This is a genomic window from Streptomyces sp. RLA131 (assembly GCF_056270125.1).
Genome location: NZ_JBWDOQ010000002.1, coordinates 2427375 through 2449319, shown reverse-complemented (window position 1 = coordinate 2449319; position 21945 = coordinate 2427375). Strand labels below are relative to the sequence as shown.

19 protein-coding genes and 1 other RNA gene are annotated in these 21945 nt (G+C 73.4%); 10 read left to right on the top strand and 10 right to left on the bottom strand.

Annotation, left to right across the window (positions count from 1 at the left end):
- Positions 1-32 precede the first annotated feature (32 nt).
- Positions 33-803, bottom strand: coding sequence for an SDR family oxidoreductase (locus RWE79_RS12070; protein ID WP_475940058.1), 771 nt, complete (start codon positions 801-803; stop codon positions 33-35).
- A 382-nt stretch (positions 804-1185) separates the two neighbouring features.
- Between RWE79_RS12070 and RWE79_RS12065 the strand changes: the two genes are divergently transcribed.
- The 3 genes from RWE79_RS12065 to RWE79_RS12055 all read left to right on the top strand — a co-directional run bounded on the left by RWE79_RS12065 (position 1186) and on the right by RWE79_RS12055 (position 4209).
- On the top strand, positions 1186-2037 hold the full coding sequence (locus RWE79_RS12065; protein WP_475940057.1) for a MaoC/PaaZ C-terminal domain-containing protein: 852 nt from the start codon (positions 1186-1188) through the stop codon (positions 2035-2037).
- Between the two features lie 19 nt (positions 2038-2056).
- Positions 2057-3133 (top strand): Zn-dependent alcohol dehydrogenase, encoded by a 1077-nt coding sequence (locus RWE79_RS12060; protein WP_475940056.1) that lies wholly within the window; start codon positions 2057-2059, stop codon positions 3131-3133.
- Positions 3134-3264: 131 nt separating this feature from the next.
- Complete coding sequence (locus RWE79_RS12055) at positions 3265-4209, top strand: 3-oxoacyl-ACP reductase (protein WP_475940055.1); 945 nt, start codon at positions 3265-3267, stop codon at positions 4207-4209.
- Between the two features lie 9 nt (positions 4210-4218).
- Here the strand turns inward: RWE79_RS12055 and RWE79_RS12050 are convergent, their stop codons facing one another.
- Positions 4219-4368 carry a hypothetical protein gene (locus RWE79_RS12050; protein WP_475940054.1) on the bottom strand — a complete coding sequence of 50 codons (150 nt, stop codon included), beginning with the start codon at positions 4366-4368 and terminating at the stop codon, positions 4219-4221.
- Between the two features lie 125 nt (positions 4369-4493).
- The gene (locus RWE79_RS12045) at positions 4494-5630 is read right to left on the bottom strand and encodes a hypothetical protein (RefSeq protein ID WP_475940053.1); all 1137 of its coding nucleotides are present in this window, start codon (positions 5628-5630) and stop codon (positions 4494-4496) included.
- 177 nt (positions 5631-5807) lie between these two features.
- On the opposite strand from RWE79_RS12045, the gene RWE79_RS12040 reads away from it, so the two are divergent.
- From RWE79_RS12040 to RWE79_RS12030, 3 genes are read left to right on the top strand one after another with little or no spacing between them, the layout of a single operon-like run.
- Entirely contained in the window at positions 5808-6680 is an 873-nt protein-coding gene (locus RWE79_RS12040) for a Nif3-like dinuclear metal center hexameric protein (protein ID WP_475940052.1), read from the top strand.
- On the top strand, positions 6677-7420 hold the full coding sequence (locus RWE79_RS12035; RefSeq protein WP_475945763.1) for a zinc ribbon domain-containing protein: 744 nt from the start codon (positions 6677-6679) through the stop codon (positions 7418-7420). The genes RWE79_RS12040 and RWE79_RS12035 overlap by 4 nt, the downstream gene beginning before the upstream one ends.
- Positions 7420-8670 (top strand): bifunctional RNase H/acid phosphatase, encoded by a 1251-nt coding sequence (locus RWE79_RS12030; RefSeq protein ID WP_475940051.1) that lies wholly within the window; start codon positions 7420-7422, stop codon positions 8668-8670. Before RWE79_RS12035 ends, RWE79_RS12030 begins: the two co-directional genes overlap by 1 nt.
- 42 nt (positions 8671-8712) lie before the next feature.
- On the opposite strand, the gene yaaA is transcribed toward RWE79_RS12030, so the two are convergent.
- Entirely contained in the window at positions 8713-9480 is a 768-nt protein-coding gene (gene yaaA, locus RWE79_RS12025) for a peroxide stress protein YaaA (RefSeq protein ID WP_475940050.1), read from the bottom strand.
- Between the two features lie 116 nt (positions 9481-9596).
- Between yaaA and rnpB the strand changes: the two genes are divergently transcribed.
- Positions 9597-9994, top strand: an RNA gene (gene rnpB / locus RWE79_RS12020) — RNase P RNA component class A.
- 248 nt (positions 9995-10242) lie between these two features.
- Entirely contained in the window at positions 10243-11385 is a 1143-nt protein-coding gene (locus RWE79_RS12015; protein WP_475940049.1) for a hypothetical protein, read from the top strand.
- Positions 11386-11451: 66 nt separating this feature from the next.
- Here RWE79_RS12015 and RWE79_RS12010 read toward each other — a convergent pair whose 3' ends face one another.
- The 5 genes from RWE79_RS12010 to RWE79_RS11990 all read right to left on the bottom strand — a co-directional run bounded on the left by RWE79_RS12010 (position 11452) and on the right by RWE79_RS11990 (position 17633).
- Positions 11452-12543 (bottom strand): ricin-type beta-trefoil lectin domain protein, encoded by a 1092-nt coding sequence (locus RWE79_RS12010; RefSeq protein WP_475940048.1) that lies wholly within the window; start codon positions 12541-12543, stop codon positions 11452-11454.
- A gap of 117 nt (positions 12544-12660) precedes the next feature.
- Positions 12661-13581 (bottom strand): PhzF family phenazine biosynthesis protein, encoded by a 921-nt coding sequence (locus RWE79_RS12005; RefSeq protein ID WP_475940047.1) that lies wholly within the window; start codon positions 13579-13581, stop codon positions 12661-12663.
- Positions 13499-14713, bottom strand: a complete 1215-nt coding sequence (locus RWE79_RS12000; RefSeq protein WP_475940046.1) for an acyltransferase family protein — start codon at positions 14711-14713, stop codon at positions 13499-13501. The genes RWE79_RS12005 and RWE79_RS12000 overlap by 83 nt, the downstream gene beginning before the upstream one ends.
- 41 nt (positions 14714-14754) lie before the next feature.
- Positions 14755-16917, bottom strand: coding sequence for a bifunctional polysaccharide deacetylase/glycosyltransferase family 2 protein (locus RWE79_RS11995; RefSeq protein WP_475940045.1), 2163 nt, complete (start codon positions 16915-16917; stop codon positions 14755-14757).
- A complete protein-coding gene (locus RWE79_RS11990; RefSeq protein ID WP_475940044.1) occupies positions 16914-17633 on the bottom strand; it encodes a hypothetical protein in 720 nt (239 codons plus the stop codon). The genes RWE79_RS11995 and RWE79_RS11990 overlap by 4 nt, the downstream gene beginning before the upstream one ends.
- Positions 17634-17880: 247 nt before the next feature.
- Here RWE79_RS11990 and RWE79_RS11985 point away from each other — a divergent pair, with 247 nt between their 5' ends.
- Positions 17881-19512, top strand: a complete 1632-nt coding sequence (locus RWE79_RS11985; protein ID WP_475940043.1) for an alkaline phosphatase D family protein — start codon at positions 17881-17883, stop codon at positions 19510-19512.
- A gap of 1 nt (position 19513) precedes the next feature.
- Here the strand turns inward: RWE79_RS11985 and RWE79_RS11980 are convergent, their stop codons facing one another.
- The gene (locus RWE79_RS11980; RefSeq protein ID WP_475940042.1) at positions 19514-20533 is read right to left on the bottom strand and encodes a Gfo/Idh/MocA family protein; all 1020 of its coding nucleotides are present in this window, start codon (positions 20531-20533) and stop codon (positions 19514-19516) included.
- A gap of 79 nt (positions 20534-20612) precedes the next feature.
- Here RWE79_RS11980 and RWE79_RS11975 point away from each other — a divergent pair, with 79 nt between their 5' ends.
- Positions 20613-21926 (top strand): multidrug effflux MFS transporter, encoded by a 1314-nt coding sequence (locus RWE79_RS11975; RefSeq protein WP_475940041.1) that lies wholly within the window; start codon positions 20613-20615, stop codon positions 21924-21926.
- Positions 21927-21945 lie beyond the last annotated feature (19 nt).

The following is a 21945-nucleotide window of genomic DNA, read 5'->3' as shown; positions in this document are numbered from 1 at the left end:
GGAATAGGCGGGCGGGCCGAATTCCGTCGGCGTCAGCCCCTGGGGAATTCGCCGCCGTCCACGACGAGATTGCTCCCGGTCAGCCAGCTCGCCCGTTCGGACACGAGGAACAGCACGGCGTGGGCGATGTCGTCGGGCTGACCGTCGCGCCCCAGCGGCACGGTGGTGCTGTCCTGGGCCGGCCCCGCGTCCAGGCGCGCCCACTGCTCCCGCGTTGCTTCGCCGCCGGGAGTGGCGACCCTGCCAGGACTCACGGTGTTGACCCGGATTCCGAACGGGGCCAGTTCCAGGGCCAGTCCCCGGCTGTAGTTCTCCAGCGCCGCCTTCGCCGCCGTGTAGTGCAGGAACGACGGTACGGAGGTGGGGGTCGCGGCCGAGGAGACGTGCACGATCGCCCCCGAACGCCGTTCCCGCATCGCCGGGGTCAGCAGCGAGTCCAGCCGCACCGACGCCAGGTAGTTCAGGTCGAGCTGGTCCTGCCACTCCTCGTCGGGGATGGCCGAGGCTTCCTGGTACGGTCGCGCCCCACCCGCGTTGTCGACCAGGATGTCCACCCCGCCGAGCAGCTCCTGCGCGGCCGCGGCGAGCGTCTCCGCTCCGGCCCGCGTCCGCACGTCGGCCTCCACGAAGGCGGCTCCCTCCGGCACCGTGCTCGTCGCCGACCTGGCGGTCGTGAGCACCTCGGCGCCCGCGTCCAGGAGTTGGCGCACGATGGCCGCTCCTATTCCGCGAGAACCACCTGTGACCAGGGCCCGCTTTCCCGCGAATTCCCGCGTTCCCGATCCGTTCTCAATCGTGGTCATGCCACCGGTCCTCTCAATTGCGTGATCGTCCGCTCGACGGAAGAAGAATCGACGTGCGCAGCGCGAATCTTCGGAGAAATCGCGTCGAGCACCTCGTCGAGCTGTTTGACGGTACGTCCGGGAAAGAACGAGAGGCAAAGACGAAATGTCAGCGGACGCTATAGGGAATTCCTATGGCGCCCCGTCCGGGATCTCGCTGCGGCACGGCTAACGAGTCCTGGACCCGGCGACGGGTCGCCGGTCGGGCAGGAGACATGTCCCGGACCGGTCGTGTCTGATGGTGCGTCAGCTCTTCCGGCCCCACAGGCGATGCGTTATACAGGAGCCCGGTGGCTAGAACGCGTTCTAGCCGGAGTGACCGGAGTGAAGGAGCGGCCAGGACATGCCCATCGACGTCGCCATGGCCACCACGGCCGAGCCCCGCCGGACCGGGCTCGCCTGGACCCACAAGGACGTACTGCTCTACCACCTCGGCATCGGCGCGGGCGCCGGCGCCGACGAACTCCGCTACGCCTTCGAGGGTCCCGGCCTGCAGGTGCTGCCCAGCTTCGCCACCGTCGCCGGCGGGGCGCTGGCCGCCGCCGGCGGGCTGTCCATGCCCGGCATCGACGTCGACCTCGCCACCGTTCTGCACGGCGGCCAGCGCATCGAGGTCCACCGGCCCCTCCCTGTCCGGGGCGAGGCCGTCCAGGCCTCCCGGATCGCCGCCGTGTACGACAAGGGCAAGGCCGCCGTCATCGTGCTGCGCAGCGAGGTCACCGACACCGACGGCCCGTTGTGGACCTCCGACACCGAGATCTTCGTACGCGGCGAAGGCGGCTTCGGCGGCGACCGCGGCTCCACCGTCCGCGCCCCGGCGCCCGACGGTGAGCCCACCCGCACGGTCCTGCGCACCACCCGCGAGGACCAGGCCCTGCTCTACCGGCTGTCCGGCGACTGGAACCCGCTGCACGCCGACCCCGAGTTCGCCAAGCGGGCCGGCTTCGAACGGCCGATCCTGCACGGGCTCTGCTCGTACGGCATCGTGCTCAAGGCCGTCGTGGACACCCTGCTCGACGGCGACGCGTCGCGCGTCCTCGCCTACTCCACCCGGTTCGCCGGGATCTTCTTCCCCGGTGAGACCCTGCGCGTCCACCTGTGGACCACCGCCCCGGGTCGTGTCCAGGTGTCGGCGACCGCCGTCGAACGGGACGACGCGCCGGTGCTGACCGACACCGTCGTCGCATACCGATAAAGCGATAAGGAGCAGCAACATGCGGGCAGCTCTGCAGCAGGAGATAGGCCAGGACAAACTCGAAGTCGTCGACGACATCGAAGCGGTGGGCTTCGGCCCCGGCCGCGTACGCATCCGGATCCGCGCCACCGGCCTGTGCCACTCCGACCTCTCGGCGATGAGCGGCGTGCTGCCGCAGCCCGCCCCGTTCATCCCCGGGCACGAGGGCGCCGGCGACATCGTGGACGTCGGCGACGGCGTCGAGGGCCTGACGGCCGGCGACCGCGTCCTCGTCTGCTGGCTCCCCGCCTGCGGCTCCTGCACGGCTTGCCGCCGCGGCCAGCCGCACCTGTGCCTGGCCGGCTTCGTCAACGCCGGCACCCCCAACTTCCGCCGGCCCGCCGGGGACGTCTTCGGCTTCGCCGGCACCGGCACCTTCGCGGAGGAGGTCGTCGTCGCGGCCCCCTGCGCCGTACCCATCCCGGACGACGTGCCCTACGAGATCGCCGCCCTGATCGGCTGTGGCGTGACCACGGGCATCGGCGCCGCACTGAACACGGCCCGGATCGAGGCGGGTTCGTCGGTCGCCGTCATCGGCTGCGGTGGCGTCGGCATCAGCGTCATCCAGGGCGCGCGGGTGGCCGGCGCCGCCGAGATCATCGCCGTCGACCCGGTCGAGTCCCGCCGTGACGCCGCGCTGCGCTTCGGCGCCACGGACGCGGTCGCCCCCGAGGACCTGGCCGGCGTCAAGGCCCGCGCCACCGCCGGCGAGGGCTTCGACTACGTCTTCGAGGTCGTCGGCCGCTCCACCACCGCCCGCACCGCCTACGAGACCACCCGCCGCGGCGGCACCCTGTGCATCGTCGGCGCCGGAGCCATGGACGACCTCCTCCAGCTCAACATGTTCGAGCTCTTCTTCGACGAGAAGCGGATCCTCCCCTCGCTCTACGGCGGCGGCGACGTGCGCCGCTCCTACGAACGCGTCATCCGCCTCTGGCGCGCCGGCCGCATCGACCTCGAAGGCCTCATCACCCACCGCGTCCGCCTGGAACACATCAACGACGCCCTCCACCAGATGCGCACCGGCGAAGCGCTCCGTACGTGCATCACGGTGTGACCTCGGGCCGTGGGCGGGCGCACCTGTGCGCAACCCGGTGAACGATCGCAGCCATGCCATGCCATGCCATGCCACGCCATGCCACGCCAGGCCAGCCGCACACCGCGCACTCGACCGAGAAGGGAACCACCATGCCGCTCACCCCACTGGAGGGCCGTACGGCCGTCGTGACCGGCGCCGGGCGGGGGCTCGGCCGGGCGGAGGCACTGGAGTTGGCGCGGCTCGGGGCCCATGTGGTCGTCAACGACTTCGGGCAGGGCGGCCGGGACGGCTCCGGCGACGCGTCGGCCGCCCCGGCGGACGCCGTGGTCGCCGAGATCACCGCGGCGGGCGGCAGCGCGGTGGCCCACCACGGGGACGTCGCGGACTTCGCGCAGGCGCGGGCCCTGATCGAGCTGGCGCTCGAAACGTCCGGCGGCGCACTCGACATCCTGGTCAACAACGCCGGGATCCTGCGTGACCGGATGGTCTTCTCGATGGCCGAGGAGGAGTGGGACAGCGTCATCCGGGTCCACCTCAAGGGCCACTTCAACACGACCCGGTTCGCCGCCGCCCACTGGCGGGAGCGGGCCAAGAGGACCGGTGCCCCGGTCTTCGGCCGCATCGTGAACACCTCCTCCGAGGCGTTCCTCGCCGGTTCGGCGGGGCAGCCCAACTACGCGGCAGCCAAGGGCGGAATCGTCGGCCTGACGACCTCCACGGCGGCGGCGCTGGGCAAGTACGGGGTGCGGACCAATGTGATCTGCCCGCGAGCGCGGACCCGGATGACCGAGGACGTCTTCGGGGCGCCGGAACAGCGGGGTCCCGACCCGCTCGCGCCGGAGCATGTCGCGCCGCTGGTGGGCTATCTGGCGGGGCCGGCCGCGGAGCGGATCAACGGCCAGTTGTTCGTCGTGCACGGCGGGATGGTCGCGGTGGTCGACCGGCCCCGGGTCGCGGAACGGTTCGAGACCGCCAAGGACGCCTTCACCTACGGCGAACTGGACGAGCTGCTCACCCCGTACTACGACGCCCGCGACCCGTCGAGCACCTTCGCCGCGACGGAGGTGCTGGCGCTGCGCCGCAGTACGGAGTGAACGTTTCCGCTAAAACTGCTGCTCCGCCGCGGGCCTGCGGTGACGGCCGTACGCCGGGGCCTCGTTGTCGTCCGGGGACGTCGGGCCACGGTGGCGGCCGGCGGCGCAGGCCTGCTGCGGGGCAGCGCTGTCGGCGGTGTCGGTTCGGGCTTCGGACATGGGAATAATCTCCGTCGATCGCTTACGATGTCTGCGCACGGGGGCAGGCGGAAGAAGAGCCCAACGAGCCGTCCACGCATGCCGAATGATCACCGACATCGCCCCCCGCGTGATCGTATCGGAGCTCAGGATCCGGCCGTCACCGGCCCCGCCGGGGTCAGCGGCGCCTGCTGCAACGGCAGTACGGCACTGCTGGACGCCACGTCCTCCGCCGGCACCGCCAGGCCCAACGGAAGCGCCGGCGTGACCGCCGTGGGCGCCTCGTAGTCGACGATGCCGCAGGGACAGTGCACGCAGGCGTACGGCAGCCGCAGCACCCCGCCCCCCGTCCACCAGCCGACGCCCGACAGCCAGCCCTCCGGGCCGGTGAGCCAGGTCAGCGGGGACCGCCGCTCGCCGGGCTGCCACACCGCCAGCGAGGAGCCGTGCCGCAGCGCCACCCCGCAGGCCTCCGGCGTGAGCATCTGCCCGGGCTGCGCCGCGAACGGCGTGATCAGCTCCTGCCGCTCCGCCAGGCCCTGCTCCGGCGGCCGCAGCAGTTCGGGGAAGCGCACCGGGTGGCGGCTGCCCAGCACACACCAGCCGAGCCGGTCCTCGCCGGGGGCGTCGCTGCGCAGGACGAGCAGCCCGCTGTCGGGCTCGGCCAGCAGCAGCCGGTCGTTGCTGTCCTCGGTGATCTGGAGCAACGGGCCGGCGTCGCCCCGCGCCAGGTCGACGGCGACCAGCTTGGTCTGCCCGCCGGCCTCCCGGTCCAGCGCCAGCATCCGTCCCGTACGGTCCAGCCACGCGCCGCCGCCGCAGCGTCCCGGCACCCCGGCGAGCGCCCGCAGCCCCTCGCCGGCGTGCACGAGCCACACGGTGCTGGACGAACCGTCGTACGTCAGGGCCAGCGCGTCACCGCCGGGGGACGGCGGCAGCAGCCGCACCTCCTCGCCCTCCAGCGAGCCGATCGGCAGCACACCGGTGCCGGGGCCGGTCGGGTACAGCAGCGCGAAATCGTGCCGGTCGGCGACCCGGCGGCGGATCAGCACCCGCCCGTCGGGCAGCGGCAGCACCTCGGACTCCGGGTCCTCGGGCTGGTTGCCGGGCAGCGGGACGGTGTACGGCTCGGGGCCGCCCAGGGTCCAGCGCTCGGGGAACCACTCGTCCCCGGTCCCGTGGGCGGCCAGACAGGCCGCGTACGAGCCGTCGGCCGCGATCGTGAACCCCGCCCGCCGCACTGTTGCCGGATCCCTGGCGGTCTCGGTGGCGCAGGTTGTCATGGTGTGGACCCACCTCCCTCCCCAGACGCTAGTTTTCGCACCTCCGCCCGGCCGACCCGAGTTGGCCCGCTTCACACGTAAGGGTGGCTGTTGTCCGGTTCCCCGGGGGGCCGGTCCAGGTATGTGCAGGAGTCCGTGGCTCCGTCCGCGTAAGGGATGAGGGGTAACCTTCCACCCGTGCCCAAACTGTCCGACGTCATCGCCGCGCTCGAAGCCCTCTGGCCCCCCGGGTGGGCCGAGCAGTGGGATGCCGTCGGCCTGGTGTGCGGGGATCCCGACGCCGAGGTCGGCCGGGTGCTCTTCGCGGTGGACCCGGTCCAGCAGGTCGCCGACGAGGCGATGGCGACCGAGGCGGATCTGCTCGTCACCCACCACCCCCTCTACCTGCGCGGGACGACCACGGTCGCGGCCACCGGCTTCAAGGGCCGGGTCGTGCACGACCTGATCAAGAACGACATCGCCCTGCACGTCGCGCACACCAACGCCGACCGCGCCGCCCCCGGCGTCTCCGACGCCCTCGCCACCGCCGTCGGCCTGCGCGTCACCGGGCCGCTGGTGCCGGACCCGGCCGACCCGGCGGGCCGCCGCGGACTCGGCCGGATCGGTGTACTGGACACGGCGCTGACGCTCGCCGAGTTCGCCGACCGCGCCGCCCGGGGCCTGCCGCGGACCGCGACCGGGCTGCGCGTCGCAGGTGACCCGCAGCAGCTGGTGAAGACGGTCGCGGTGTGCGGCGGCTCCGGCGACGGCCTCTTCGCCGACGTACGCCGGGCCGGCGCCGACGTCTACCTCACGGCCGACCTGCGCCACCACCCGGCCTCCGAGGCCCAGCAGGCCGGGCTGTTCTCCGACGGGCGGCCCTCGCTCGTGGACGCCGGCCACTGGGCCACCGAGTGGCCCTGGTGCGAGCTGGCCGCGAGCCAGCTCGACGAGATCTCCGACCGCCACGGCTGGGCCCTGCGCACCTTCGTGTCGCGCACGGTGACCGACCCCTGGACGGCACACGCCCGTCCCCTCGAAACCATCACTAGCTCAGGAGCCCCCCGCTGAACGCCGCGCCCGCCGACCAGATCCGACTCCTCGAAGTCCAGGCCCTCGACTCGCGCATCGCGCGGCTGGACCACAAGCGCCGCAACCTTCCCGAGCACGCCGAGCTCGACCGGCTGAACGCGGACCTCGCCCAGGTCCGTGACCTGCTCGTCGCGGCCCAGACCCAGGAGAGCGACACCGCCCGCGAGCAGACCAAGGCCGAGCAGGACGTGGACCTGGTGCGCCAGCGCTCGGTCCGCGACCAGCAGCGCCTGGACTCCGGCGCGGTCTCCTCCTCCAAGGACCTGGAGAACCTCCAGCGCGAGATCACCTCGCTGGCCAAGCGGCAGAGCGACCTGGAGGACGTCGTCCTGGAGGTCATGGAGCGCCGCGAGTCCCTCCAGGAGCGCGTCACCGAGCTCACCGGCCGCTCCGACTCGCTGACCGCCAAGGTCACCGAGGCCGAGTCCCGCAAGAACGCCGCCCTGGAGGAGATCGACGCCGAGGGCTTCAAGGCCGCCAAGGAGCGCGAGGTCATCGCCGACTCCGTCCCCGCCGACCTGCTGAAGCTCTACGACCGGATCCGCGTGAACTCCGGCGGCGTCGGCGCCGCCAAGCTCTACCAGAAGCGCTGCGAGGGCTGCCGCCTGGAGCTCAACATCACCGAGCTCAACGACGTCCGCGCCGCCCCCGCCGACTCGGTCGTACGGTGCGAGAACTGCAGCCGCATCCTCGTCCGCACCCCGGAGTCCGGTCTTTAATGGCGCCTCGTACGTTCATCGTCGAGGCCGACGGCGGTTCCCGGGGCAACCCCGGCCCGGCCGGTTACGGTGCGGCCGTCCTCGACCCGGCGACCGGCGAGGCCCTGGCGGAGGCCGCCGAGTACATCGGCACGGCCACCAACAACGTCGCCGAGTACCGGGGCCTCATCGCCGGGCTGCGGGCCGCGCACGCCCTCGACCCGCAGGCGCGGATCCGCGTCCGCATGGACTCCAAGCTCGTCGTCGAGCAGATGTCCGGCCGCTGGCAGATCAAGCACCCGGACATGCGGCCGCTGGCAGCGGAGGCCCGCACGGTCTTCCCGGCCGGCCAGGTCACGTACGAGTGGATCCCCCGCGAGCGGAACAAGCACGCCGACCGGCTCGCCAACGAGGCCATGGACGCCGGCCAGAAGGGCAGGCAGTGGGAGCCCGCCCGGTCCCGGGCGGCCCTGGACACCCCGCCCGCCGGCGCCCCCGACCGGGCCACCGCCCGCGAGGCCGCGACCCGCGGCGCCGAGTCGGCACGGGCCGCGCTCGCCGCGGGCCGCCCGGCCGCGGTGGTGTCCGTGCCCGCACCGGAGACGGCGGAGTCCAAGGAGTCGGCCTCCGCGGGCTGGTCCGCCGACCTGGGCACCCCCACCACCCTGGTCCTGCTCCGCCACGGCGAGACCGCCCTCACCCCCGAGAAGCGGTTCTCCGGCAGCGGCGGCACCGACCCCGAGCTGTCCGAGAAGGGCCGTTGGCAGGCCCGGTGCGCCGCCGAGGCCTTCGCCGCCCGCGGCACGATCCAGGTGATCGTCAGCTCCCCGCTGTCCCGCTGCCGGCAGACCGCCGCCGCCGTCGCCGCCCGCCTCGGCCTCGACGTGCACATCGAGGAGGGCCTGCGGGAGGCCGACTTCGGCGCCTGGGAGGGCCTCACCTTCGCCGAGGCGAAGGACCGCTACCCGGCCGAACTCGACGCCTGGCTGGCCTCCTCCAGGGCCACCCCGCCGGGTGGCGAGTCCTTCGCCACCGTCGCCCGCCGGGTCGCGGTGGCCCGGGACGAGCTGCTCACCCGCCACGCGGGGCTGACGGTCCTGTGCGTCACGCACGTCACCCCGATCAAGACCTTCGTCCGGCTCGCCCTCGGGGCCCCGCCGGAATCGCTGTTCCGCATGGAGCTGTCGGCCGCCGCCGTGTCGACCGTCGCGTACTACAGCGACGGCAACGCGTCGCTGCGCCTGCTCAACGACACCTCGCACCTGCGATAGCCGCGCCAGGGCCGGCCCGTGGGCGGGCCGGCCCGTGGTGGCTCAGTGCACGTCCGTCACCAGTACGTCCAGCTTCCCCGGCGCCGGCACCTCCACCACGAAGCCGAGGTCACGCAGGGCCGTGACCAGCTCGGCCGGGTTCCCCGGCCGGGCGCCGGCCGTGAGCAGGGCCCGCAGCAGCCGGCCCTTCGTCGCCTTGTTGAAGTGGCTCACCACCTTGCGGGTGTCGGCCTGCAGCACCCGCACCGCGGCGGTCCGCCCGGCCACCTCGCCCCGGGGCTTCCACGCACTGCCGTACGCCGCCGACCGCAGGTCCAGCACCAGCCCGCCGCCCGCCACCTCCGGCAGGACCTCGGCCATGAAGGGCCGCCAGTACGTCCCGAGGGCGCCGAGCGCGGGCAGCCGCACGCCCATCGAGCAGCGGTAGGCAGGGATACGGTCCGTGATCCGGACGGCGCCCCACAGCCCGGAGAAGACCAGCAGTGACTGCCGGGCCCGGCGCCGGGCGGCGGCGTCGAGGGTGGCCAGGCCGAGGGCGTCGTAGAGCACGCCCGTGTAGAGCTCCCCGGCGGGCAGCGCCGGAGCCTCGCGCAGCCCGGCGTTCCTGGCGACCTCGCCCCGCAGCCCGGGGCTCAGCCCGAGTACCGCCGCGGCCTTCTCGTCGTCGCCGCCCGCGCACAGCCCGACCAGCTCCTCGAACACCGCGCGCCGGGCCTCGGCGAGCCCCGGCAGGGACAGCGCCTCCGGCCTCACCGCCGCACCGGTGGTCCCGGCGGCCTTGCCCTCGGACGGCGGAAGCAGGACGAGCACGGCGGATTCCCCTTCGGTAGACGTAGGCTGCAGCCTACGGCGGCCCGGCCCGCGCACGTGAGGGCACCGACGGCAGCGGCCGCCGGCAGAGCCGCTACCATGGTCATCACGGCAGACGAGCCGGGCGGACGGCCGCGGCGGGACTTCGGTTCCGGCGAGGAACGTCCGGGCTCCACAGGGCAGGGTGGTGGGTAACGCCCACCCGGGGTGACCCGCGGGACAGTGCCACAGAAAACAGACCGCCGGGGGCCTCGGCCCCCGGTAAGGGTGAAACGGTGGTGTAAGAGACCACCAGTGCCCAGGGTGACCTGGGCAGCTAGGTAAACCCCACCCGGAGCAAGGTCAAAAGGAGCGCCGACAGGCACTCTGCGCGGACGTTCGAGGGCTGCCCGCCCGAGTCCGCGGGTAGACCGCACGAGGCCGGCGGCAACGCCGGTCCTAGATGGATGGCCGTCTCCCGGCCGGCCGCGAGGCCGACCGGCGACAGAACCCGGCGTACAGCCCGACTCGTCTGCCGCCACCTGCGGCTTTGCCTCGAAGGGGCCTCCGACCCGCGTCGGAGGCCCCTTCCGGTCTTTCGGGGGGTTGCCGCGTCGGGCGACCAGAAGTCCCTCGGAGAGCGCCGCTGCCGCCCGTGTCCCGGCAGGCCGGTGTACGACTGTGATCCGTATGTGATCAAGGACCCGTAGTCTCGGCCTGACTTGGGGATGCGCGGGACGCGCGGGGTGCGCGGGACGCGCGAACAACGGCGGGGGGACGGTCATGACATATCGGCGCGCGGCGTTACCGGCACTGGTCGGAGGTCTGCTGATCACGGCGCTTCTGTGGTGGGCGGGGGCGAGTGCGCACGCGCTGCGTCTGCCGGGCACCGCCGACGTGATCGGCGGCCGGACTGCCGCCGATCTTGAACGCTGGCTCACTCCCTGGTCGTACGACTCCGACTCCGCGGCCTCGTACGGCACACCCGGGACCGACAGCACTCGCTACCTCGCGCTCCACCACACCGCGCTGCAGATCCGGTTCGCCGCGGTCTTCACCTTCTTCGTGCCCGGGGCCATGCTCCTGGTGCGCAGGCTCCCGCCGGTGCGCGGGCGGCTGCCGGCCACGCTGCTCGCGGTGTGGGCCTGGGGCCTGGTGGCCGGGACCCTCGCGGTGACCGTCTCCGCGCCGTGGCTGATCGCCTCGCAGGGACACGGCAGTTACCGCTTCCTGCCCCAGCTGGTGAGCGCGATCTCGTCCGGGCGGCAGATCGTGGTGGTGACCGCGCTGGTCGCGGCGCTGGGGACGGTGCTCGTGGCCCGGGTCACGGCGGAGGGCGCCGACCTGCCACCGCGGGAGGCCGTGCCGGCGCGGGCCGCCCGCCTGGCCGCCACCGTGGGGACCGCGGTCATCGCCTTCTCTCTGGTGGTGCTCTCGTACCAGCCGGTTGCCGCCCGCATCCAGCCGATCTCCCTGTCCCACGGGCTGCTGGCGGAACCGGGCGACCTCCTGCGCCAGTGGCTGCTGCTCGGCGCCTGGGCGGGTCCGGCCGGTACGCCGCTCGGCGACTGGCTCCTGTACCGGACCGCCGACGTGCTGCTGCTCGCCGTCGTGTGGTGGGCACTGCGGTGGCTGTCCGTACTGCTGACCAGGGTCACCGTCCCGGCGATGGCGGTGGGCGCGGTGTGCGCGACCGTCCTCGGGCTACTGGCGAGCCAGCTGCTGCGGGTGGCGACGGACGGGGCGGGCCTGCGCTGGGGACTGATCTACCTGTCCGCCGCCCTCGGTGACGGCGTCCCGGCCGCGCTGACCTTCGGCCTGGTGGCGGGAGCCTCGGCGGCCGTGACGCTGCGGCTGACCGTGGGCCGTGCCGGTGCCGAGCCGGCCGACGCCACGGCGCCCGTCCAGGACCCTGCCGGCCCCTGAGGAAGCCGGCGGAGGCGCCCTACGGGCCTGACCGCGGGGCAGCCGTGTGCCGCCGGCCGTTTCCGTTCAGCCGGTGGTCCACTTCTGGTTGTCCGCGCCGGTGCAGCTCCAGGTCTGCAGGCGGCTGCCGTTGGCGGTCTGCAGGTCCTTGACGTCGACGCACTTGCCGGCCTGGGTGTTGATCAGCTCGTGGGCCGAGTCGAACCGGAACTGCTGGGCGCCGGTGCCGTTGCAGTCGCTGATCTGGACCACCGCGCCGTCGTCCCGTGAGCCGTTGGCGACGTCCATGCACTTGCCCAGCGAACGTACGGTCCCGTCGGACATGAGCTTCCAGGTCTGCCGGGTGGCGCCGGTGCAGTCCCAGATCTGCAAGGGGGTGCTGTTCGCGGTGTTGCCGTCGGTGACGTCGATGCAGCGGCCGGAGGCGTTGCTGCGGATGGTGATTCCCTTGGTGTCGCCGGAGGAGCCGCCGGTGGACGGGGAGCTCGGGGCGGGGGCGTTCGCCGAGCCGGCCTTGTCGGTGTCGCCGACGGTGCTGCTCGTGGCGTCGGACCCCTCCGCGGGCGTGGCCGCCCGGGTTCCGTCGGCGGAGGGCCTGCTGCCGGTCTTGGAGTCGCCCGAGGGCCGCTGCGGCTTCGAGTTCCCGGCGGCCGGGGATATCGGGGCGAGCGGGTCCGCCGCGTCCGCGTCGGTGCCGGTGCCGGTTCCGTCGGCGGAGCCGGACGCGGCCGGCCTGTGGCCGCCGGTGCCGAGCACCAGTAACGGGACGCCGACGAGCAGGGCGACCACGACGGCCGCACCGGCCAGCAGGGCCTTACGGGACCGCCGGGTCGCGGGCGCCCGGCCCTGGCCCTGGCCCTGATCCTGGCCCTGGCCGGGGTCAGGCGTGGCGCCGCCGAACGGCGCGAAGGCGAGTCCGGCCGCGAAGCCGTCCGCGTAGGCGGAGTCCGGCGCCGGGCCGGCCCCGGACGGCGGCTGCTCGGGGACCGCGGCGGCACGTCGGGCGCTCGCCGTGCCGCCGACGGGGCCGGTCCTGTCCTGGGGGCTGGTGGTCCGGCCGGCGGCGGCCTCGGCGATGGCGGACGATCTGCTCGTCCGACGTGGCAGCGCCCGTGTACCGGCGTCCGGTGCCGCTTGGTCGTCGGGGGAGGCAGTCATGGCGTCCTTCCAGGATCGGGTGCCGCCGGAGCGCGGGGCAGCAGGGTACCCGAGGCAAGCCGGGGCACGTTGGCGCCGCTCACCTGGAAATCGCCCTGAAAAAAGGGGTGTTGGCGATCAGCCGATGGCGACACCCGTCCCGCTGACCCGCACCCTCGGGTCGCCCTCGCGCAGGGTGACGGTGAGCAGGCCCGGGCGCCCCATGTCGTGGCCCTGGTGGAGGGTGAGGGTCGCCGGGGCGGTGACGAGGCCGAGGTGGCGTACGTACGCGCCGAAGGCGGCGGCAGCGGCACCGGTCGCGGGGTCCTCGACGACACCGCCGACCGGGAAGGGGTCGCGGACGTGGAACACGGTGCTGCCGGGGCCGCCCTCGCGCCACACCAGCTGGACGGTGGTCAGGTCGAGGGAGCGCAGATGGGCGGCGAGGCGGTCGAAGTCGTAGTCGAGGTCGGCGAGCCGGGTGCGGGTGGCGGCGGCGAGGACCAGGTGGCGGGCACCGGCGTAGGCGATCCGGGGCGGCAGGGCCGGGTCGAGGTCGGCAGGGGCCCAGCGCAGGGCGGCGAGGGCTTCGGCCACGGCTTCGTCGGAGGCGGGCCCGACCTGCGGATCGACGCTGGTGAGGGTGGCCCGCAGCAGCGTCGTGGCCGGCCCGGCCGGCACCCGGTCGTCGGTGGTGGCGGTGACGGTGACCGGGACGGTACCGGCGGCCGTGCCGAACACGAAGTCGCCGGGACCGGTGCGCTCGGCCAGGGCGATGGCGGTCGCGACGGTGGCGTGGCCGCAGAAGGACACCTCGGCCCGGGGGCTGAAGTAGCGCACCGTCAGCTCACGGCCGTCGGCCGCCGTGACGAAGGCCGTCTCCGAGTAGCCGACCTCGGCGGCTATCGCGAGCATCGCGGCGTCGTCCAGGCCGGCGGCGTCGAGCACCACGCCCGCGGGGTTGCCGCCCGCGGGGTCAGCGGAGAACGCGGTGTAGCGCAGGACTTCCGTCGGGCTGGTCCCGCTGGTCCCGCCGGTCTCGCCGGTGTTGATCGTCATGTGGGGCGTCAACACCCTCCGCGCGGACGGTGTTCCCGCTCCGCACCGAGACGGGCCACGGATGCGGCACGCGCCGCGACGCCAGGTCCTCGGCCCAGCCGACGAGGAGGATCGCCACCGCGATCAGCGGCCAGGTGACCAGGTACTGGAACCAGACGGCGTCCAGCGGGAGATGGGCCTCGAAGGCGGGGACGTCCCACATCCGGTCGATCAGCGGGACGCTGACGACGAGCGCGATCTCGTGCCACAGATAGACGGTGACCGCGCGGGCGTTGAGCACCCCGACGACCCCGTCGGCCCACGGCATCCGCGGCAGCCGGCGCGGCCGGAAGCGCAGCAGGACGAGGACGAAGCCGAGCGACCACAGGGCCTGGGCGAGGGGGATGTCACCCAGGTCGTACCCCTCGTCGGTGGGGTGGGTGTACGCGAAGAGGCCACCGGCGGCGACGCAGAGCACGGCCACGCCCAGCACGGTGCCGGCCCGGACCGTGTCGAGCCGGCCGTCACGGTGGGCGAAGCCCAGCAGCCAGCAGGCGGTGAAGACGGTGAGGTCGACGGCGGCCGACAGGGCGGGTTCGCCGAGCGGCAGCAGGCCGTACTGGGCGAGCGCGGCCAGGGCGAGGCAGCCGGCGGGACAGCCCAGCGGGACGCGGCGGAAGGCCCGCAGGAGCAGCGGGGAGAGCAGGACCAGCCAGAGGTAGGTGCGGATGTACCACAGGGGTCCGGTCAGCTGCTCGGCCCACGGGGTGGCGGGAGGGTCGGCGAGCGGCAGGATCCAGCACATCGCGCGGGCCCAGGAGTGCGGCCGCCAGCCGTGCACGTACATCGCGCCGAGCGCCACGGCCGCGAAGACCCAGAAGGGTATGAGGAGCCGGCGCAGGCGGCTTCGCAGTACGGCGGCGGCTCTGGCCCCCGGGCGGCTGAGCGACTGGGCCATGAGCGAGCCGGCCAGGGCGAACATGATGCCGAGGGAGGGGAAGGCCAGGGTCAGCCAGGCCCAGCCGAAGGCGTGGTAGGTGACGACGCGGATCAGGGCCAGGGCCCGCAGGAGGTCCAGGTAGCGGTCCCGTCCGGGGCCGGGCCGGGCCGGGGGAGCGGCAGGAGAAGCAGCGGGAGCGGACGGGGCGGGCAAGGGGTCCTCCGGGTCTGGGCGTCGGTCGGCCGTGGGCCGGGTCATCGGTCGCCGCCGGCGGCCACGGGCGGCGGCGCTCCGACCTCGCCGGTGCGCCGCAGCTTGTGCCAGCCGAGGCGGCCGCCGGCCAGCGCCGTGGCGCAGGACTGGAGCAGGACGAGGTACATCAGCTGCCGGTAGACGACCTGCTGGAGTGGCAGCGGCCACAGGTCGCGCAGCGGTTCGCCGTCGAGCCGGAAGGCGTACGCGGCGCAGGCGGCCTGGATGCCCAGAACTCCGCACCAGGCGAGGGCGGTTCCGCCGGGGTCCATGAAGAGCAGCCCGTAGAGGGCGAAGAGGTCGATGAGCGGGGCGAGCAGTGGTGTCATCAGCTGGAAGAGCACGATCAGGGGGAGGCCGACGCGTCCGAAACGGCCGGAGTGGCCGCGGTCGAGCGTGGCGCCGCGGTGCTTCCACATCGCCTGCATGGTGCCGTACGACCAGCGGTAGCGCTGTTTCCACAGCTGTCGCAGCGAGGCCGGGGCCTCGGTCCAGGCGCGGGCGCGTTCGGCGTAGACGACGTTCCAGCCGGCCCGGTGCAGGGCCATGGTGACGTCGGTGTCCTCGGCGAGGGTGTCGTCGCTCATGCCGCCCACGTCGGCCAGCGCGCGGCGCCGGAAGCCGCCGATCGCGCCGGGAATGGTGGGCATGCAGCGCATCAGGTCGTACATGCGGCGGTCGAGGTTGAAGCCCATCACGTACTCGATGTGCTGCCAGCGCCCGATCATGGTCCGGCGGTTGCCGACCTTGGCGTTGCCCGCGACCGCCCCGATCCGGGGGTCGGCGAAGGGCTGGACGAGCTCCCGGACGGTGGACGGCTCGAAGACGGTGTCACCGTCCATCATCACGATCAGCTCGTGACGGGCCCTGGCGACACCGGTGTTGAGGGCGGCCGGCTTGCCGCTGTTGAGCTGCCGTACGACGGTGACCTCGGGCAGACCGAGGGCTTCGACGATGTCGGGGGTGCCGTCGTCGGAGCCGTCGTCCACCACGATGATCTCGACGGGATGACTGCCGGCCATCAGCGAGATGACCGTGTTGGCGATGCACTCGCGCTCGTTGTACGCGGGCACGATCACGCTCACCGGCTCGGTCACCGGCGGCCCGTACGCGAAGCCGGGGGCGCGCCGGCGGCGGGCGTGCCGCCGGGCCAGTACGAGCATCGCGCCGAAGCGGGCCAGGACCAGGACGCCGACGGCGCCCAGCAGGGTGGCCAGCGCGGGCACGGCGGTCTCGGAGAGCTGGACGGCCGCGACGAAGGACCGGCCCTTCCACAACTCCGTACCGGTGACCGGCTGGTTGGCGCTGGGGGCGCCCAGCGCGCCGCTGACGGTGGCGAAGCGGTAGCCGCGCGCCCGGATGCCGGGGATGAGCCGGTCCAGGGCGGCGACGGTCTGCGAGCGGTCGCCGCCCGCGTCGTGCAGCAGGATGATCGCGCCGTCGTTGTTCGTGCCGCCGTCCGTCGCAACGCCGTCCGTCGCAACGTCGTTCTTCGCGGCGGCCGGCACCGCGGCGTCGACGATGGCCCGCACGCCGGGGCGCTGCCAGTCCTCCGTGTCGCGGTCGATGAAGGCGGTGACATAGCCCTTGCGGCCGAGCCGGCGGACCACCGGCCAGGAGAGGTTGTCCAGGGCGTCGGCGGTGGAGGAGTACGGCGGCCGGAAGAGCGAGCTGTGGATGCCGGCGGCGCCGGCCAGCGCCAGCTGGGTCTGCGACAGTTCGCGGTCGAGGCGGGCGGCGTCCTGGTAGACCAGGTCGGGGTGGGAGAAGGTGTGCACCCCGATCTCGTGGCCGTCGCGCACCATCTCCCGGATCAGGGCGGGGTGGCGGGCGGCGTTCTCGCCGGTGACGAAGAAGGTGGCGTGCACGCCGTACCGGCGCAGGACGTCCAGGATCCTCGGTGTCCAGACCGGGTCGGGCCCGTCGTCGAAGGTCAGCGCGATCGTGCGGTCGGGCGTGCGGTACGACCGTTGCCGGCCGCCCGTGGTGTCCACCACCGGGCCGCCGTCCAGCACGGCCTGCGGCACCCGGCCGGCGGACACCGGGGGGTGGACGCGGTGGTCGGCGGCGAAGTCGCCGCGCACATAGCCGCCGAGCAGCAGGACGCACACCAGCATCGTCAGGACGAGCAGCGGGATGACGAGCCGGGGCCGGAGCGGGATCACCGGCTCCCGTTCCGCTGCCGCGGGGTGCCGCTGCCTGCTCCCGAGGGTGTGGGTTCGCCGGTCGCCGGGCCGGGCGACGCCGAGGCCGTCGGGCCGGCCGTCGGGCTCGCCGACCCGGGCGCCGACTCGCTCGGCCGGCCGGAGCCGCCGGCGCCGGACCCCGGCGTCGGGGTTCCGGCCTGCGGGCCGCCCTGTTCGGTGCCGGTCGGCCGAGCCGTCCCCGGGGCCGTCGCCGAGGCTGTCACCGGTGCCACGGCCCGGCCGGTGGCACCGGGTGGCGCCGCCACGCCACGCGACCGCGTTCCGGTGCGCACATAGTCGGTGCGCCCGGAGCCGGCTGCGGCCGTCGGCCCGGCGGACGGCTCGGACGGCACGTCCACCGCGCGGGCCTCGGCCTCGCCTTCTCCGGGGGCGGTGCTCGGCATCCCCGGCAGCGGCAGCAGGGTGCGGGGTGCGATCGGGGTGGCCCCGGTCAGGCTCAGGACCAGCCCCACCGTGTACACCGCGCACACCCCGCCGACGATCCAGCCGATCCGGCGCACCCGCCGGGCCCGTCTGCCGCTGCTGTCGACGAACACCGGCCCCGACACGGGTATCGAGTCGGCCTCCCCTGCGCCGACCGCGCCGACCGCGCCTCGTGCCTCCGCAGCCTCCTCGCCGCGGAGTGGCGCCGGCTCCGCCCATACGTCTGCCGTGTCCGCGGTTGTTTCCGTCACTGGTCGTGTGTGGTGCCTGGTGAGCATGCCGCAACGTAACGCGCCACAACTGGTCTTATGGGCTGTATTTCGGACTTGACCGTTTCCCTATGAATGCTGATCACACTCGCGCCGGGGCGCGCACTCCCGGCGCGCGGGTATCGCAGCCGTTCACCGCTCCGTCATCATGATGTCGTGTACGCGACAGCTCGCCGACCTCGCCGGCCACTGGAATGGCGTACGACATCAGTGGTCCGGGAGGGCATACATGACATCCATGTCGTCGCACGACCGAGAGCTACGCACCGCCGCCGCGCACTTCGACCGGCGCCGTTTCCTGACCGTCACCGGAGCCGCCGCGGGGCTCGCCTTCGCCGCCAACCTGCCCGGGGCGCACACCGCCGCCGCGGCCGAGGCGGGCCAGGAGGTCCTGAACGACGATCCGTTCACCCTCGGGGTCGCGTCCGGCGACCCGCTGCCGGACTCCGTCGTGCTGTGGACGCGGCTCGCCCCGAGCCCGTACGAGCCCGGCAGCGGACTGCCGCAGGCGCGGATCGCCGTCCGGTGGGAGATCGCCCACGACGAGGGCTTCACCCGCACCGTCCGGCGCGGACACGCCACCGCGCACCCGGAGTTCAACCACGCCGTGCATGTCGAGGCCACCGGGCTCGACCCCGACCGCGTCTACCACTACCGTTTCCGGGCCGGGAGCTGGATCAGCCCCGCCGGCCGCACCCGCACCGCACCGGCCCGGCACGCCCGGCCCCGCGACATCCGCTTCGGCTTCGTCTCCTGCCAGGCGTACCACGACGGCTACTACACGGCGCTGGGCCATCTGGCGGACGAGGACCTCGACGCGGTCTTCCACCTCGGCGACTACCAGTACGAGTACGCCGTCAGCGCGGCCGGTGGCGCCCGCGCCTACACCGACCGCACCCTCCCGGACCTCTTCGACACCGAGACGGTCACCCTGCAGGACTACCGGCTGCGCTACGCCCTCTACAAGACCGACCCCGACCTCCAGGCCGCGCACGCCGCCCACCCCTGGTTCGTCACCTGGGACGACCACGAGACCGAGAACAACTACGCCGGCGGTGTCGACGAGAACGGCGACCCGCCCGCGGACTTCCTCGTCCGCCGCGCCGCCGCCTACCGCGCCTACTGGGAGAACCAGCCGCTGCGGCGCCCCCAGCTCCCCGACGGCCCCGACGCGCGGCTCTACCGGCGCTTCCACTACGGGCACCTCGCCCAGTTCGACATCCTCGACACCCGCCAGTACCGCTCCGACCAGGCCTACGGAGACGGCTGGCAGTACCCGGGCCCGGAGTCCGAGGACCCGGCGAGGACGCTCACCGGAGAGACCCAGGAGCGCTGGCTGCTCGACGGGTTCCGGCGCTCCACCGCGACCTGGAACGTCATCCCGCAGCAGGTCACCTTCTCGCAGCGCAGGAACACCACCGCCGCCGTCTCCAGACTCAGCATGGACTCCTGGGACGGCTACCCCGCCTCGCGCGACCGGGTCCTGGCGGGCGTCGAGGCGGCCGGTATCGAGAACCTCGTCGTCCTCACCGGCGATGTGCACGTCCACTACGCCTTCGACATCAAGAAGGACTTCGACGACCCCGGCTCGGCGACCCTGGGCGTCGAACTCGTCGGCAGCTCGGTCTCCAGCGGCAAGAACGGCTCCGCGCACCCCTCCAACTGGTCCACCTACCTGGCCGCCAACCCCCATCTGAAGTTCTACGACGGCCGGCGCGGCTACGTCACCGTGGAGCTGACGGAGGACCAGGCCCGCGCCGACTACCGGACGGTCGACGCGGTCACCACCCCCGGCGCCGCGGTCAGCACCGCCGCGTCCTTCGTGACGGAGGCCGGCAACCCGGGCCTGCGGCAGGTCTGACTCACACCTCGCCGGGGTAGCGCACGCCGATACGGTCCCGGACCGTGTCGAGCGTGCGCATCACGGCGAGGCTGCCGTCCAGCGGTACGAGCGGCGACTCCCGCTCGCCGGCCCGCAGGCAGCGCATGACCTCGGCCGCCTCGTGCTGAAGGCCGTGCAGTTCGCTGACCGGGGCGGTGAACTCCTCGGGCTCCCGCCCGTCCCGGTGCAGGACGAACCGGTCGGCGTGGAAGAAGCCGTGGGGCAGCTCGATCCGCCCCGTGGTGCCGGTGACCGACGCGGTGGCGCCGGTTCCGGCGGTGATGGAGCAGCCGAGCAGGGCCAGGGCGCCGCTGTCGTAGCCGAGGACGATGCCGGTGTTGGCGTCGACGCCCTCCTCGGTGAGCCGGGCCCAGGCCTGGACCTCGTCGGGTTCGCCGAGCATCAGATGGGCGAAGGAGACCGGGTAGACGCCGAGGTCGAGCAGGGCGCCGCCGGCCTGGGCCGGGTCGCGCAGCCGGTGGTCGGGGGCGAAGGGCCCGCCGAGACCGAAGTCGGCGTGGACGGCGCGCACCTCACCGATGGCGCCGTCGCGTACGAGTCCGGTGAGGCGCCGGATGACGGGGTTGCAGTACATCCACATGGCCTCCATGAGGAAGGCCCCGCGCCCCCGGGCCAGCTCGACCAGTTCGCGGGCCTCCACCGCGTTGACGGTGAACGCCTTCTCGCAGAGCACGGCCCGGCCCGCCCGCAGGCACAGCCCGGCGGCGACCCGGTGGGCGGAGTGCGGGGTGGCGACATAGACGACGTCCACGCCGTCGTCGTCGGCGAGTCCGGTCCAGCTGCCGTAGGCCCGGGGGATCGCGAACCGCTCGGCGAAGGCCTCGGCGGAGGCGAGGCTGCGCGAGGCGACGGCGACCACCTCGGCGTCCTTGAGCTCCAGCAGGTCGGCGGTGAAGGCCGCGGCGATACCGCCGGTCGCCAGGATCCCCCACCGGATCCTCCGGTGGTGTTCCGTCGCCTGTTCCGTCGCCTGTCGCATCGCCCGGCCACCCCTGACTGTCGATCGCTGTGCAAATCCTGAGAGCATAGTGAACGATTCAACGACCATGGAGACCCGTATGCCGGAAGCCGGCCCGATCCCGCCCGACCAGATATCCACACCGGAGCCGTCCAGGACGGCAGGACGCGCCGAGCGTCCCGGGCCGCCCGCCGCCCGGCGTACGACCGCCGGGACGGGCCTGCTCGTCACCCTCGTGCTGGGCGGCCTGACCGCGCTGCCGCCGCTCTCCATGGACATGTACCTGCCCGCGCTGCCGACCGTCACCCGGTCCCTGCACAGCCCCGCGTCGACCGTGCAGCTCACCCTCACCGCCTGCCTGGCCGGGATGGCGCTGGGGCAGCTGGTCGTCGGCCCGATGAGCGACCGCTGGGGCCGCCGCCGGCCGCTGCTGGCCGGCATGGTGATCTACGTACTGGCCACCGCGGTCTGCGCGTTCGCGCCGACCGCCGCACTGCTGGTCGGCTTCCGGCTGCTCCAGGGGCTGGCCGGCGCGGCCGGCATCGTCATCGCGCGGGCCGTGGTCCGGGACATGTACGACGGTGTGGCGATGGCCCGCTTCTTCTCCACCCTGATGCTGATCTCCGGCGTGGCCCCGATCATCGCCCCCGTCATCGGCGGCCAGGTGCTGCGGGTGACCGACTGGCGGGGCGTCTTCGTCGTCCTGACCGTGATCGGCGCGCTGCTCACCCTGGTGGTGTGGCGCTGGCTGCACGAGACCCTCCCGCCCGGCCGACGGCACGGCGGCGGTCTGCGCCACACCCTCTCGACGATGCGCGCGCTGCTCGCCGACCGCCGGTTCACCGGCTACATGCTGGTGGGCGGGCTGACCTTCGCCGCGCTCTTCGCCTATGTCTCGGCGTCCTCCTTCGTCGTCCAGGAGATGTACGGCGCCTCCGCGCAGACCTACAGCCTGCTGTTCGGCGTCAACTCCGTCGGCCTGGTCGCCCTCGGCCAGCTCAACGGCAAGGTGCTGGTGGGCCGGGTCAGCATGGACCTGGTGGTCGGGATCGGGCTGGCCTTCATCACCCTGGCGGCCGTCGCGCTGCTGCTCATGTCCTCCGGGGTGTTCGGCCGGGTCGGACTGGTCCCGGTCGCCGCCGGGCTGTTCGTGCTGATGTCCGCCATGAGCCTGGTGCTGCCCAACACCAACGCCATGGCGCTGATGCGGACCCCGAACGCCGCCGGTTCCGCGTCCGCACTGCTCGGTACGTGCTCCTTCCTGATCGGCGCCGTCGCCTCGCCGCTGGTCGGGGTCGCGGGGGAGCACACGGCGCTGCCGATGGCGCTGGTGCAGCTGGTGAGCGTGCTGGGCGCGGTGGCCTGCTTCGCCGGGCTCTGCCGTCCTGGTCGGCGTAGTGTGGATGGACTGTAGTAAGGCGTCAGGAGGCGGA